Below are 13,358 nucleotides of genomic sequence, written 5' to 3' on the forward strand. Positions count from 1 at the left end.
ACTAACTTTTGATGAATGTCCGTCCCCGACCAACCGCTCAAAACGCTTTGCGATCGCGCTTAATCGCCTTGCGATCGCTCAAGGATCCCGCCGCGATCGCTCCATCTACTTTTTGATGATTCAAGGCCGTGATTGAGACCGCCCCTCAGACAGTCCCCCAGCGCTTATCTGGAGAACCCGATTGTGTCAAACGTCTTATCCAATCTCCGTTCTAGACTTGTTCGACTGTCCGGCGCTGCCAACCTCCTTGGCAACCGGCCCACCGCCAAACCTCAGCAGCCCTCCGATCGCGGGCGCTGGCTCAAGTGGGGGCTGCCGATCGTACCGCTGCTGCTGTTTGGTGGGGGGAGTGTGGCGGCTCAACTGACGGGGGGCAATCGCTCAACCACGGTGATGTTGACGCAGCCGGTGCACCGCCAAACCGTGACCGTGACGATCGCCGCCAATGGGACGATCGCGGCGGAGCGATCGATTAACCTCGGCCCCAAGACGGCGGGTATTGTCAAAGCGCTGCTCGTGAAGGAAGGCGATCGGGTGCGTCAGGGCCAAGTGATCGCCTTCATGGACGACGCGGATTTACAAGGCCAGCTCATGCAGCGCCAGGGCCAACTGGCCCAGCAGCAAGCGAACCTGGCGCGGCTGATGGCAGGCAATCGCCCCCAAGATATCGCCCAGGCGGAGGCCCAACTGGCAGAGCGCCAGGCCCATTTGCAACTGTTGCGATCGGGGAATCGCCCCCAGGAAATTGCCCAGGCGGTAGCGCGATCGCAGCAAGCCCAAGCCACCCTCAAGCAGCGCGAGTCCGACTACCAGCGCTATCAGGAACTTTTTCAGGACGGGGCGATTTCGGCTCAGACCCTCGACCAAAAACGCACGGACTATGAGGTGGCGCAACGACAGGCAAGCGAGGCAACCCAAGCCCTAGCACTTCAGCAGGCCGGCAATCGCCAAGAAGATATCGCCCAGGCGATCGCCCGCGTGCGTCAACAACAACAAGCCGTTGCGCTGCTCAAAGCAGGCAGCCGTGTAGAAGATATTGCCCAAGCCAAGGCCCAAGTGCAGTCGGCGCGCGGCGATTTGCGATCGATTCAAACCCAACTGCAAGACACCAAAATCACCGCTCCGTTTGATGGAATTGTGATTAAGAAATATGCCGATGTGGGTTCATTCGTTAGCCCATCGGTCGCGGGCGGCAGCGAATCGGCATCTTCTTCTTCAATTTTGATTTTGGCGAGCGATCGCCAAGAAGTGGTGGTGAATTTAGCCGAAGCACAAATTCGCAATATTCGCCTCAATCAGCCCGTGAGCATTCAAGTCGATGCCTTTCCCGATCAGCAATTTCGGGGTCGTGTTGCCCGAATTGCCCCGAAGGCAACGGTCTCGCAAAATGTGACGAGCTTTGAAGTTTACATTGCGATCGATGATGCCCAGTCCAACAAATTGAAAGCCGGCATGAATGTCGAAGCGGAGTTTGAAATTGGTCAACTTGCCAGTGCTCTGCTCGTGCCTAATGCGGCTGTGGTGCGCCGAGCGGAGGGTGAAGGTGTCTATATTTTAGGAGCCGATCGTAACCCGGTTTTTCGCAAGATTGAAACCGGCGTGACAGTCGAAGGTTCCACCGAAGTGAAGACCGGATTGCAGGGGAATGAGCAAGTCTTAGTCAGCCCACCCAGCAATTTGGATTCTGGCTCAAAAGGTTTCAGCATTCTGCCCAAAGCGCCACCGCCTCCCTAGGATTTTGGGCTGCAATTTTGACTGCTGAAATTCGGTCGGTCTGAACTAACCGATCGGGACTGATTCTATCCAATGGCTGATGAATGTTGCCATGACCCAAGCAAAGCCTAATCACTTAACGATTTCGGCGATCGACATTATGGAAATGGCGATCGAATCCCTCTGGAATAACAAGCTCCGCAGCGCCTTAACCATGTTGGGGGTAATTATTGGAATTTCATCGGTGATTTCCATTACCTCGATCGGGCAGGGCGTGCAAAAGTCCACGGAAGGCAGCATTCGCAGCCTTGGCACCGATGTGTTGCAAGTGATGTCTGGTTCGGCGAAAAGTGGCGGCGTGGTGCAAGCCATGGGATCGGTGAGCACCCTCACCTGGGAAGATGCCAAGGCGATCGCCCAGCAAGCCCCCTCAGCCACCGTCGTTGCGGCCTATTTACAACGGCCTGTGCAGGTGGTTTTCAATCAAACCAACACCTCTACTACGGCCTATGGCGCAGATTTGAGCTTTCCAGATGCACGCAATACCTATCCGCAAGTGGGACGTTTTTTCCGCCAATCGGAACTCGATGAAACGGCTTCAGTGGTGGTGATTGGCCCCACAGTGCAGCGGAATTTGTTTCCGGCGGATATCGATCCCATTGGTCAAAAAATTCGCATTCGCGGTGAACTGTACAAAGTGATCGGCGTGATGGAGGCTAAGGGTTCCCAGGGGCCGCAAGATCGCGATGATGCGGTTTATATTCCCCTAACTACCATGTCAGCCCGCACGATAGGCAGGAATGCGCTCACGGGCATTTCTGTGAATGGCATTTTTATTAAAAGTCAGCATGAATCACAGTTAGAAACCTTGAAATTTCAAGTTACCAATATCTTGCGATTGCGCCACAAAATCATGTCGCCCGCCGATGATGATTTTCGCGTCACCAACCAGGCCGATATCCTCAAAACCTTGACCACCATTTTGGGATTACTCACCACCACCATTGTGGCTGTTGCGGCGATTTCTTTGGTGGTGGGTGGCATCGGCATCGCCAATATTATGTTGGTTTCGGTGGTGGAACGCACTCGCGAAATTGGGGTTCGCAAAGCGATTGGGGCAACCGATCGCGCCATTCTCAGTCAGTTTTTGGTGGAGTCCGTCACCATTTCTGTCCTAGGTGGCACGATCGGGATTGTGCTGGGCATTGGTGTCACCGTGGTGGCGGCTACGGCCTTTCAGTTTGCCTTGGTGATTTCGGGGGGTGCTGTGGTGATCGGGTTTGGGCTATCCACGCTGGTGGGCTTGGCGGCGGGGGTAATTCCTGCTCGTAATGCGGCCCGCCTCGACCCAATTACTGCCCTCCGCAGCGAGTGAGGTAATTCCACATGATTACGCTCCAAAACATCACCAAAACCTATCAACTGGGCGAAACCAGCGTGCCCATTTTGAAGGGCATTGATTTGGACATTCCCGCCAACGACTACTTAGCGATCGTGGGGAGTTCGGGTTCGGGCAAATCAACTCTGATGAATATTATTGGCTGCCTCGATCGCCCCACTGAAGGAACCTATACCTTTGAAAATCGCAACTTAACTGCGCTGAATTCGACAGAATTAGCCTACATTCGCAATCAACGCATTGGCTTTGTTTTCCAGCAATTTAACTTGTTGCCCCGCGCCACAGCCCTGGAAAATGTGATGCTACCGGCCGTCTATGCTGGCATTCCCAAAGCCGATCGCCGGGCCCGTGCCGAAGCCGCCTTGGTGAGTGTGGGGTTGGGCGATCGACTCCATAACCGGCCCAATCAACTGTCGGGGGGACAACAACAACGGGTGGCGATCGCCCGAGCATTGATCAATCAGCCATCCCTGCTGTTAGCGGACGAGCCAACCGGTGCCCTGGACAGCCAAACCACCCAAGAAGTGATGAATTTATTTGATCAATTGCATCAGCAACAAATTGCCATTGTGCTGATTACCCACGACTTAGCGATCGCCGATCGCACCCAACGCAAAATTCAAATTCGCGACGGTTTAATTGTGGACTAGCTGATAGCAGCCCTGATCGGGTTCAACGATTTCATCCGCCACGATCCGTTAACGGTGGAGTTGGGATTTTGAGCCATTTGACAACCAACCTCAGAATTGGGCCGCCTACCCAGGCCGCAACACAAGCCACAACACACGCCTCAACAATAGAGGCGGTATGCTGAATTGCGGGCAGAGAAGCCGTGCAAGCGCCCTAGAGCCAACTTCAGCATTTCGGACTCGGCCGCTGGCGAGTAGGTCATTAATATGAATTTTTTTCAGGAATTTTCGCTGCTATTGCGGGCCCGTTATCCGCTGATTTATATCCCCACCACCGAAGAGGAGCGGGTAGAAAAGGCGATCGCCCAATGTGCCCAAAGCCAGGGCAATCGTGGGGTTTATGTTTGGGATTTTGTGGAAGGCTACAGCGGCAGTCCCAATGATTTGGGAGCGGCCAAGCGCAATCCGCTGCAAGCGCTGGAATTTTTAGAGAAATTCCCCGATTCAGCGGCGGGGGTCTTTATTTTGCGAGATTTTCATCGATTTTTGGATGATATTGCGATCGCCCGCAAATTGCGTAACTTGGCGCGATCGCTCAAGGCCCAACCCAAAAACATCGTGCTCCTTTCCCCGCAGGTGCAAATTCCCGAAGACCTCAGCGAAGTGCTGACAGTGTTGGAATTTCCCCTGCCCGCCGCCGATGAACTGCGCCAAGAGGTGCAACGGCTAGCGACCGCCACGGGCCAAACCTTGGAAGGACGAGACTTAGAAGACTTGGTGCGATCGAGCCAAGGCCTCTCGCTCGATCGGGTGCGGCGGGTGTTGGGCCGGGCGATCGCCCAAAACGGCAACCTGCCCCCCGAAACCATGGATCTGATCCTGGAAGAAAAGCGCCAATCGATCCGCCAAACCCAAATTTTGGACTTTTGCCCCGCCACGGAACAAATGTCCGACATTGGTGGCCTAGACAACCTGAAAGCCTGGCTCCTGCGGCGTGGGGGCGCATTTTCAGAGCGGGCCCGCCAATACGGCCTGCCCCATCCCCGGGGGCTGTTGTTGGTGGGGATTCAAGGCACTGGCAAATCCTTGACGGCCAAGGCGATCGCCCACCATTGGCACTTGCCCTTGCTGCGGTTGGATGTGGGGCGTTTGTTTGGCGGCTTGGTCGGTGAGTCTGAATCCCGCACTCGCCAAACCATTCAGCTTGCGGAAGCCCTCGCCCCCTGCATTCTGTGGATTGATGAAATCGACAAGGCCTTCGCCGGATTGGGCAGCAAGGGCGACGGCGGCACGGCCTCGCGGGTTTTTGGCACGTTTGTCACCTGGATGGCGGAAAAGCAATCGCCGGTCTTTGTGGTGGCGACGGCGAACGATATCCAGTCCTTGCCGCCAGAACTGTTGCGGAAAGGGCGATTTGACGAAATCTTTTTTGTGGGATTGCCCAGCCAGCCGGAGCGCCGCGAAATTTTTGAGGTGCATTTAAGCCGACTGCGCCCCCACAATCTCAAAACCTACGACCTCGATCGCCTGGCCTACGAAACACCGGACTTTTCCGGGGCCGAAATTGAACAGGCGATCGTGGAAGCGATGCACATTGGCTTCAGCGAAAACCGCGATTTCACCACCGATGACATCGTGGCCGCCGTTAGCCAAATTGTGCCCCTGGCTCGCACGGCCCGCGAGCAGATCGAAGCCCTTCAGCAATGGGCGGCCGCGGGCAAAGCGCGGTTAGCATCCCGATCGACCACCTTAGGCGGCTTGTCTTCCTTCTCGGGCTAATTCTGGATCGATCGGGCTGAATGGGCTGAACGAGCTGCATTAGCCAAATTAGCCGAATTTCCGCCCTGATCAGAACGGGTTCTAGGGGAAAATACGGGCTGAATCGCAGGATATCCTGGCTAGATAGCTGACTGGATATCTGGCTAAATCTCTGGGCTAAATCTCTGGGCTAAATCTCTGGGCTAAATCGGTTAGCGAAATATTTTGGACGGGTTGGTGGTTGATCCTCATCGGGAGTCGCAAACGATCGTGCGTTGGCTGTGGAAACTATTGCGCGGGCTGGTCAGCCTCATTAGTGGCATCGCGATCGCGATCGCCTTTTTGGCTGCCGGTGGGGTGATTGCCGTTCGCTACATCGTCACCCAAATTGCCACGGCCCCGCCGCGTCCCAGCTTTGCCAACGATCCCAAACCCGGCGCAGTGGTGACCCCGCCCCCACCGCCCAGCAGCGCAGTTGCCCCAGCCCCAGTTTTGCCGCCGCCGTCGCCCTTGCCCCCCGGTGCTTATCGGGCCCGGGTGACCCAACCGATCGGGCTGGTGTTGCGATCGACTCCCAATCGATCGGGCGCAAGGCTGGGCAGTGTGGACTACAACGATCGGGTCATTGTCTTGGGAGACAGTCCCGATCGACGTTGGCAGCGGGTGCGCCTGGGCGAAAGCGGCCCCGAGGGCTGGGTTCGCAGCGGCAACACCCGCCGACTGGATTAATGAGCTGAATTAATGAGCTGAATTAAGACCCTGGATGAATCATCCCGATTCACTAGCCCAATCCACCCAGTTCTGGGCTGAATGAATTGGGCGAATGATGAATTGGGCAAAAACTTAAGCCGATCGTTGGGCGATCGCAATGCCCGGCGCGTAGGCTTCCAACACCCGAGCCGTGAGCGAGCAAGTCACCATCAAATAGTCACAGGCATGGCACTGGGTGCGAATCACGTTGCTTGTGCGAATCCGATGACGCTCTGCACGCGAACCACAGTTGGGGCAGTAAATCGTTTCTACGGTCAGCATTGTGGTCACCATCTGGCAAAAATTTGAGGAACTAAACCGAGGCATCGACGGGCTTGTCTAAACGGCGGATGGGCTGAAGGTGCGATCGCCCCCCCAAGGCAAGGAGCATTTGCGGCGGAAGCACCGGATCTGGGCGATCGATCCTTCACATCCAGTGATAAAAAAACGCGATCAGCAACGAAAAACAACGAAAAACAACACAGATATGAGCCGAGTCATCCCGTTGACCAAGAAAACTCAAAAAACGACGGAATCCATTTGAGCGCGATCTCCATTCGCCCAATTCAATTAGTCCAGTTCGAGCGGTAGGGGACTGAAAGGGCTGTTCTCGAGCATTTCCGTCGTTTTCGACTCCTCACGACCTTGCAGATAGCACTGTCAATAACTTCAACAAATTCAGTAAATGGCCGGCAGCCAACCAACCACAAACCTCAGCGGAAGAATGCCTTAAAAAGCAATTTCAGAGGCGACGCGACTGGTTTTGAGAGCAGGAAACAAGGGTGATCAAAACCAATCATGGAATCGAGGGGTTAATTCATTCTCGTTCTTAGCATTATGGAATAGCCGATCGGGGATCGGGGGAATTTAGCAACAATTCCTTTCAATTTAAAGACATCGGTTCCTCCGAATGACGCGATCCCTAATTGGTTACCTCTGATACCAAGTGAGTCCCAATCAAAACTCAGTCGATATTTCGGCAAACTCTCCCCTTAAGAGAAGCGGCGGCCTGCAACTGTTCAGACGGCAACTATGACTGACTCGATCGGGTCGTCATGGCAAAGGTGCAGCTAAAAATCTGTGATCTGGGTCAATGCAATGTTGGGATCTGATCAAGATTGGGATTGGTGTTCTACTTAATATTGTTTTACCTACTTTTGATGAAACTTCAATTCTGTTTATCTCTGTTAAAAGTTTTGGTTTTCTTAAGCTTTTCTAGGGAATTTCCACCCAAAAGGGCCGTGAAGCATTTTGTGGATGAACGATCAGTTTCTGGCAAAAAGTTTGCAATTTGGAATCAGTGAGAAGTGGTTAATTTTCCATGCCCGCAGTCGTCACCCACAGTCGTCGTAACAAGGGGCTTAAGCCCCTTGTCCCTCACGAGATTGTCACCGTGAAATCAGGGGTTCAGGCGATTGGACAACAAACCCTCAGCCCCTTGCCCCACTTCGATTTGCGATTGGGTTGCTGGGTTGTAGTGGGTGGGGTTGAGCGGCTGGAACGCCACTGGGTGGGATGTAACTGGTGGATTACATCCCGATCGAGCCGCGCTAGACTCCGCATCCATGTTTGTTGCCCCACGGATTGCTCGCGCCTATGCCTTGCGCCTATGCCTTGCGCCTATTCCTGTGGGCGGACAGCCTCCAGAATTTGCGAGAAATAGAACTGGGAGCCAATGAACTCCCGCCGATTGACCTCAAACCCATTGGCCCGCAAAATTCGCACCACATCCCGCACCGGGTGCAAATAGGCGCGTGTGGTTTTGCTGGGGCCGGGGAACAGCTCGCCAATTTTTTTCAACAGCACATAAACCGGACTCTTGGGCGCAAAACTGAGGATTAGCTTCGACTGGGCAAGGCTGGCCAAATGCCCAATCATTTTTTCAATGTCTTGGTCGGGATAGTGAATCAACACATCCAAGCAAATTACGGTGTCGTAGGAACCCTCGATCGCCTCAAGATCCTGCACTTCAAAACTCAGGCGATCGCCCAAGTTCAGCTTGGCCGCACGCTCCTTGGCCTCACCGATCATCGCCTCGGAAATATCGCTACCCGAAACGATCGCCCCCAACTCCGCCAACGGCACACTCAGGGAACCCACGCCGCAACCCGCATCACAGATGGTTTGGCCCGCCAGTTTGCTTCCTTGCTTCAGCCAATAGACCACCGTATCCACCGTGCGTTGATGCCCTTCGCGGATGTCGCGTTGCACCTTGTTCACGTCGCCGTCGCCATAGATGCGCCGCCAGCGATCGAACCCAGTGGTGTTGAAATAGTCCTTGACGATGGCTTTGTCGTTGCCCTTGTTGCTGGTGGCGCTGCTCATAGGGAATTGCGTAAATCTTGGGTAGAGTGATCTCAAAAGTTGGATGCTAAGGACCAGGATGGTCGCCAGGGCCTGGCCGTGGGTCGGCGTGGATCGTCACCAGTGGCATGGGTGGTCACCCATGGGCGCTGATGGGCAAGGCAACTATGGCCGAATGGCAACTGCTGTAGATCGCCATCATCGCCATCATTGACCGCTGCATTGCACGACGGCTGCACCGAATTCATGGCCGCAAATGAGCAAAATTCATTGCCGCATTTGATTATAGAGAGACCCGCAGCCGCGATCGCTGAAAAAATCCTGGCCACCCCCTAGCCTCGATCTGGCTTCAGCGCGTAGAATCAAGCTTTGTCTTTTGTCGTTTGCTCCCAAAAACGACAGTCGTTACACTCGATTCGGTTGCAACAGCCCCCATGGTTAAGATTCGCCTCAAGCGCCTCGGCAAAAAACGCGAAGTCAGCTATCGCATCGTGGTGATGCAAAGTACCTCGCGCCGCGATGGTCGCGCCCTGGAAGAACTGGGTTTCTATAATCCCCGCACGAACGAAACGCGCTTGGAAGTGCCTCGGATCATCGAGCGTCTGAAGTCTGGTGCTCAACCCACCGACACCGTGCGCAGCATCTTTGAAAAGGCCAACATTTTTGAGCAACTGAAGGCCGCTAACGCCTAGTGGGTTGGAGGTGCAGTTTTCTGGTCTGTCGAGATTCCTCTCCCTTCCCGACTGGCCGGCAGCCTGCTCCTGTTGTTTGGCAAGGCTCGGGCGATCGCCCCACTGAATCGCGTTCATCGCCCCGGTGGCTTTGCCCCTAATCATTTTCGAGTAGCCGGAGTTCCGCTTGACAACTTCGACGAATCCAAGCCCCTCGATCGACTACGAGGGGCTTGTGCAATACCTGATTGAACCGTTGCTGGAAGTGCCCGATGCTTTGCGGATTGACTGCGAGCATACGGGCAACAACGTTTGGCTGCGGGTGGCCTTTGACCCGGCCGATCGGGGACGGGTGTTTGGGCGCAGCGGCAAAACCATCCAATCAATCCGCACGGTTTTGGACTTGGCGGCCCACCATGAAGGTCGCGCGGCCTTTTTGGACGTGTATGGCGGCTACAGCTTGGGCGAGGGCCCCTCAGAAGACGGCAACAGCCGGGGCCGGGGCGATCGCGGGGGTGACCGACGGCGATCGCGACCCGATCGACCCAACCGAGGGCGGTAGCGGTGGCTCCCCTGTCGATCGACCTGGGCAGCAGCACCAGCGCCGTCACCCTGGCGGGCCATCGCGAGGAAACCCTCAAGGCCCTCGCCAAACACACGGGCACAACCCTGGTGATGCGCGGCCAAGAGTTGGTAATCACTGGGCCCGACAAGGCGATCGCCCTGTGCCAACAAATCGTCAAGGCCTTAGAAATCTATTGGAGCGCCGGGCAGCGGATTGATGAAGCGGATGTGCTGACGGCGAAACGGGCGATCGAAACCGATCGGCTCGGTGAGCTGGCGGACTTGCACCAGGACTCGATCGCCCGCACCCGACGTGGCGACAACATCCACGCCAAAACCTTTCGCCAACAGCGCTACATCAAAGCCATCCGCAATCACGACCTGATCTTTTGCACCGGCCCGGCGGGCACGGGCAAAACCTTCCTTGCTGCCCTGATTGCGGTGCAAGCGTTGCTGGCTGGTGAATTTGAGCGCCTGATCCTCACCCGTCCCGCCGTGGAAGCGGGCGAGCGACTGGGTTTCCTGCCCGGCGACCTGCAACAAAAAATTGATCCGTATCTGCGCCCCCTCTACGACGCGCTATACGAACTGATCGACCCGGAAAAGGTGGCCAACCTGATGGAGCGGGGCATTGTGGAAGTGGCTCCGTTGGCCTATATGCGCGGTCGCACCCTGAACAATGCCTTTGTGATTTTGGATGAGGCCCAAAACACTACGCCAGCGCAAATGAAAATGGTCTTGACGCGGCTGGGGTTTCGATCGCGCATGGTTGTCACCGGGGACATTACCCAAACCGACTTGCCGGAGCACCAAACCTCGGGCATGGCGATCGCCCAACGGATTCTCAAAAATGTTGAGGGGATCGCCTTTTGTGAACTGACCCGCGCCGATGTGGTGCGCCACCCGCTGGTTCAACGGATCGTCACCGCCTACGAACGTCACGAAGCCGGCCAGTAGGGCAATTTTCCGCACACCGCAGCCACTTCGCCGCTCACAAGTCTTCCCGATCGCCTGTCTCTCATCAAAATCCGTGATTCGGCATAATGGGCTTAAGTCTCGCCTCTCTCACTCGTGATGCCGAACGAATCTGCTGTGCCTCAGCCGGAACCCAAGCAGGACGAAAAAGCCCCCGATTCAAAGTCGGCCGCACCGGACGCGAAGGGCCGCCCAACGGCTGAGCAACGATTTGTGCAGCGGCAAATCGTCCAACCCTTGATTCAGTGGATGCCGCTGGGTGGGAGCGGCTGGCTGTTTGGGGGGTTTTTGCTGAAGCAGGAATGGACACAGGCGGTAGTGACTGCTGGGGTAACACTGGTCACGGCCGTGTGGGGTATCTACAGCAAAAACTTCATTGAGCAACTGTCGGAAATCTACGCCGATCGCGCCAAAAAGGATGCCAGCGCATTGGTGGCGTGGCTCGATGCGCTCAATGAAACCCTGAAATGGCAACTGTCCGACTTTGAGGCCCAATATCTGAAGCGGCAAGCCCAAGATTGCCAACAAGATATTCCCGTGGGCTTGGATCGGGGTGAGCGATCGATGTTGTTTCGCCCGGAACTGGAAAAGGTCTTTGTTCCGCTGAATCTCACGCCGGTTTACAGGGTGACGGGCGATCGCCCCGAGCGATGGTTGCGGGACTCAGGCGATCGCGCACCGGGTAAGGGCGAAATTTGGGATTTGCTCAAGCGGGTCGATCGCGGCGCAGCGAACCGTCACTTAGCGCTACGGGCCTTGGGCGGATCGGGCAAAACCACCCTGCTCAAACATGTAGCCTATGTTTATGGCAAGGGAACCTATCGCCAAAAAGGTGCGCCTAAACTCATTCCATTTTTGTTGTTTCTAAAGGATTGTCGGCGGGAATTAACCAAAGAAAATCCACCCAACTTGCCAGACTTGCTGACCCATTACCACTTGCCAGGATTGCCCGGCGGCAAAGCCCTCAATCCGCCCCCCAGTTGGGCCGCCAATTTGCTGAACCAAGGCACAGCATTGGTGATGTTTGATGGGTTTGATGAAGTGCCAGCGGGCGATCGCCCCGTGGTCAGCCAATGGTTAAGTGACCAAATGCGACAGTATCCCGATGCGGTGTTCATCATCACCTCGCGTCCCCGGGCCTACACCGAAGATTTTCGCGACAAACCCGAAACCTATGTTGTTGAGGAACTGGAACCCGACCAACAACAACTCTTCATTCATCGGTGGTATCTCAGTCGGTATTCTCAGGGCGATCGCCCCACCCGCGATCAGCGATTGTTTGCGGAGCGAGATGCCGATCGCCTGTGGAAGGCAATCACCGCGCGTCCCGAGGACTTGGGACGCTTGCCGCGCAATCCGTTGATGCTGAACATGATCTGTCGCTTTCATAGCATCAAGCAAAGTGCCGAGTTGCCCAGTCGGAGATCGCAGCTCTATCGAGAAATTTGTGAAATTCAGCTTGGCTGGCGACCCCAAGCCCGCAATATTGAGTTGTTATTGGAGTCGATCGATCAGCGGCGCGAAGTGTTGCAACGAGTGGCGATGGAAATGATGCTGCGGGCTACGGCGGATGCCCGAGAATCTGCCCATAAACAAATCGAAAAAGACGACTTATTGGGCATCATGCAAGCTGCTTTCACTGAGCGTAATTTTGATGTAAACGCAGCGGATTTCTTGGCGCAAATGGTGGATGTTAGCGAGCTGTTGGTAAAGCATGATGAGGTCTATGAATTTGCCCACTTGGGCTTCCAGGAATTCCTAGCTGCTTCGGAACTGGTGCGGCGACGAGATGAAAGCTTAATTGTCGATCGCCTTGGTCTGGAAACCTGGAAACCGACTCTGTTGCTCTATGCTGAACTGCTGAAACATCCCCTCAGCTTTATGGAACTGACGGCGCAACAGGCCCCGCAATTGTTTGCCGAAAGCTTGCTGCTAATCGATCGTCAACGTTTGTCCGCGGCGGAGCTGGCGGCTCTGGAACGCTTGAAGCCAGCGGCTACTCATGCCCGCTACGCCAAGCTAGAAGCCCTGATGATTGCAGGCAACTGGGACGAGGCGGATAACGAAACCTATCGGCTGATGATCGCTACGGTAGGCAAGGAAGTGGGGGATTGGTTCACGAGTGAGGAACTTTTGAACTTTCCCTGTGAGGAATTGTTGGCGATTGATCGGTTGTGGGTGAAACACAGCCAAGGCCAGTTTGGCTTTTCGGTGCAAAAGGAGATTTACATAGCCTGTGGAGCCAAGCTGGATGGCGAGTATCCGGGTGATAGGATTTGGGAGGACTTTTGCACGCGAGTGGGATGGCGAAAGAATAACGACTGGAAGAGTCGAGCTGCACTAACAATGAACTCCCGTTTCTCGCCTAAAGGAGAGCTCCCCGTTCTTGAATTGGTTTTTGAATTTCCAATTCTTGCGGTACACGGTCTGGGGTCTTCTCTTCTTTCGCATCGAGGCTTGTGAACTGTAGCAGGCCACAGTCGTAGATACTGTGTTCCCCGGATAGACGCAAGGGGCTGAGAGTGAAGAAAGGTAAAGCTTAAGAGCCAGGAGCTGTGGCGACCGCTAGTTGGCTGGGGTCAAACGGTCTGCCAT

The 13,358-nt window shown here is 55.3% G+C and carries 12 protein-coding genes; 9 read left to right on the top strand and 3 right to left on the bottom strand.

Annotated elements, in window-relative coordinates; translation table 11 throughout:
* The first annotated feature begins 183 nt into the window (after positions 1–183).
* The 5 genes from H6G52_RS04055 (at position 184) to H6G52_RS19005 (ending at position 6,228) form a co-directional block, all read left to right on the top strand.
* On the top strand, positions 184–1,734 hold the full coding sequence (locus H6G52_RS04055) for an efflux RND transporter periplasmic adaptor subunit (protein WP_370567664.1): 1,551 nt from the start codon (positions 184–186) through the stop codon (positions 1,732–1,734).
* A 91-nt stretch (positions 1,735–1,825) separates the two neighbouring features.
* A complete protein-coding gene (locus H6G52_RS04060; protein ID WP_199312141.1) occupies positions 1,826–3,088 on the top strand; it encodes an ABC transporter permease in 1,263 nt (420 codons plus the stop codon).
* 11 nt (positions 3,089–3,099) lie between these two features.
* A complete protein-coding gene (locus H6G52_RS04065; RefSeq protein ID WP_190526592.1) occupies positions 3,100–3,762 on the top strand; it encodes an ABC transporter ATP-binding protein in 663 nt (220 codons plus the stop codon).
* 246 nt (positions 3,763–4,008) lie between these two features.
* Complete coding sequence (locus tag H6G52_RS04070) at positions 4,009–5,520, top strand: AAA family ATPase (protein ID WP_190526594.1); 1,512 nt, start codon at positions 4,009–4,011, stop codon at positions 5,518–5,520.
* Between the two features lie 216 nt (positions 5,521–5,736).
* Complete coding sequence (locus H6G52_RS19005; protein ID WP_190353476.1) at positions 5,737–6,228, top strand: SH3 domain-containing protein; 492 nt, start codon at positions 5,737–5,739, stop codon at positions 6,226–6,228.
* 114 nt (positions 6,229–6,342) lie between these two features.
* Here the strand turns inward: H6G52_RS19005 and H6G52_RS04080 are convergent, their stop codons facing one another.
* From H6G52_RS04080 to bchM, 3 genes are all read right to left on the bottom strand, one after another.
* Positions 6,343–6,543: a replication restart DNA helicase PriA gene (locus H6G52_RS04080; RefSeq protein WP_234406970.1), complete on the bottom strand. Its 201-nt coding sequence runs from the start codon at positions 6,541–6,543 to the stop codon at positions 6,343–6,345.
* 1,105 nt (positions 6,544–7,648) lie between these two features.
* Positions 7,649–7,816 carry a hypothetical protein gene (locus H6G52_RS04085; RefSeq protein ID WP_190526596.1) on the bottom strand — a complete coding sequence of 56 codons (168 nt, stop codon included), beginning with the start codon at positions 7,814–7,816 and terminating at the stop codon, positions 7,649–7,651.
* Between the two features lie 53 nt (positions 7,817–7,869).
* A complete protein-coding gene (bchM, locus tag H6G52_RS04090) occupies positions 7,870–8,574 on the bottom strand; it encodes a magnesium protoporphyrin IX methyltransferase (protein ID WP_099533801.1) in 705 nt (234 codons plus the stop codon).
* Positions 8,575–8,987: 413 nt separating this feature from the next.
* Here bchM and rpsP point away from each other — a divergent pair, with 413 nt between their 5' ends.
* From rpsP to H6G52_RS04110, 4 genes are all read left to right on the top strand, one after another.
* On the top strand, positions 8,988–9,245 hold the full coding sequence (gene rpsP / locus H6G52_RS04095; protein ID WP_099533799.1) for a 30S ribosomal protein S16: 258 nt from the start codon (positions 8,988–8,990) through the stop codon (positions 9,243–9,245).
* A gap of 166 nt (positions 9,246–9,411) precedes the next feature.
* On the top strand, positions 9,412–9,786 hold the full coding sequence (locus H6G52_RS04100) for a KH domain-containing protein (protein ID WP_190353474.1): 375 nt from the start codon (positions 9,412–9,414) through the stop codon (positions 9,784–9,786).
* A gap of 2 nt (positions 9,787–9,788) precedes the next feature.
* Complete coding sequence (locus tag H6G52_RS04105; protein ID WP_190526598.1) at positions 9,789–10,745, top strand: PhoH family protein; 957 nt, start codon at positions 9,789–9,791, stop codon at positions 10,743–10,745.
* Between the two features lie 117 nt (positions 10,746–10,862).
* The gene (locus H6G52_RS04110; RefSeq protein ID WP_190526600.1) at positions 10,863–13,226 is read left to right on the top strand and encodes a GUN4 domain-containing protein; all 2,364 of its coding nucleotides are present in this window, start codon (positions 10,863–10,865) and stop codon (positions 13,224–13,226) included.
* The last annotated feature ends 132 nt before the right edge of the window (positions 13,227–13,358 follow it).

The organism is Limnothrix sp. FACHB-881 (genome assembly GCF_014698135.1).
Classification (GTDB): Bacteria; Cyanobacteriota; Cyanobacteriia; order CACIAM-69d; family CACIAM-69d; genus CACIAM-69d.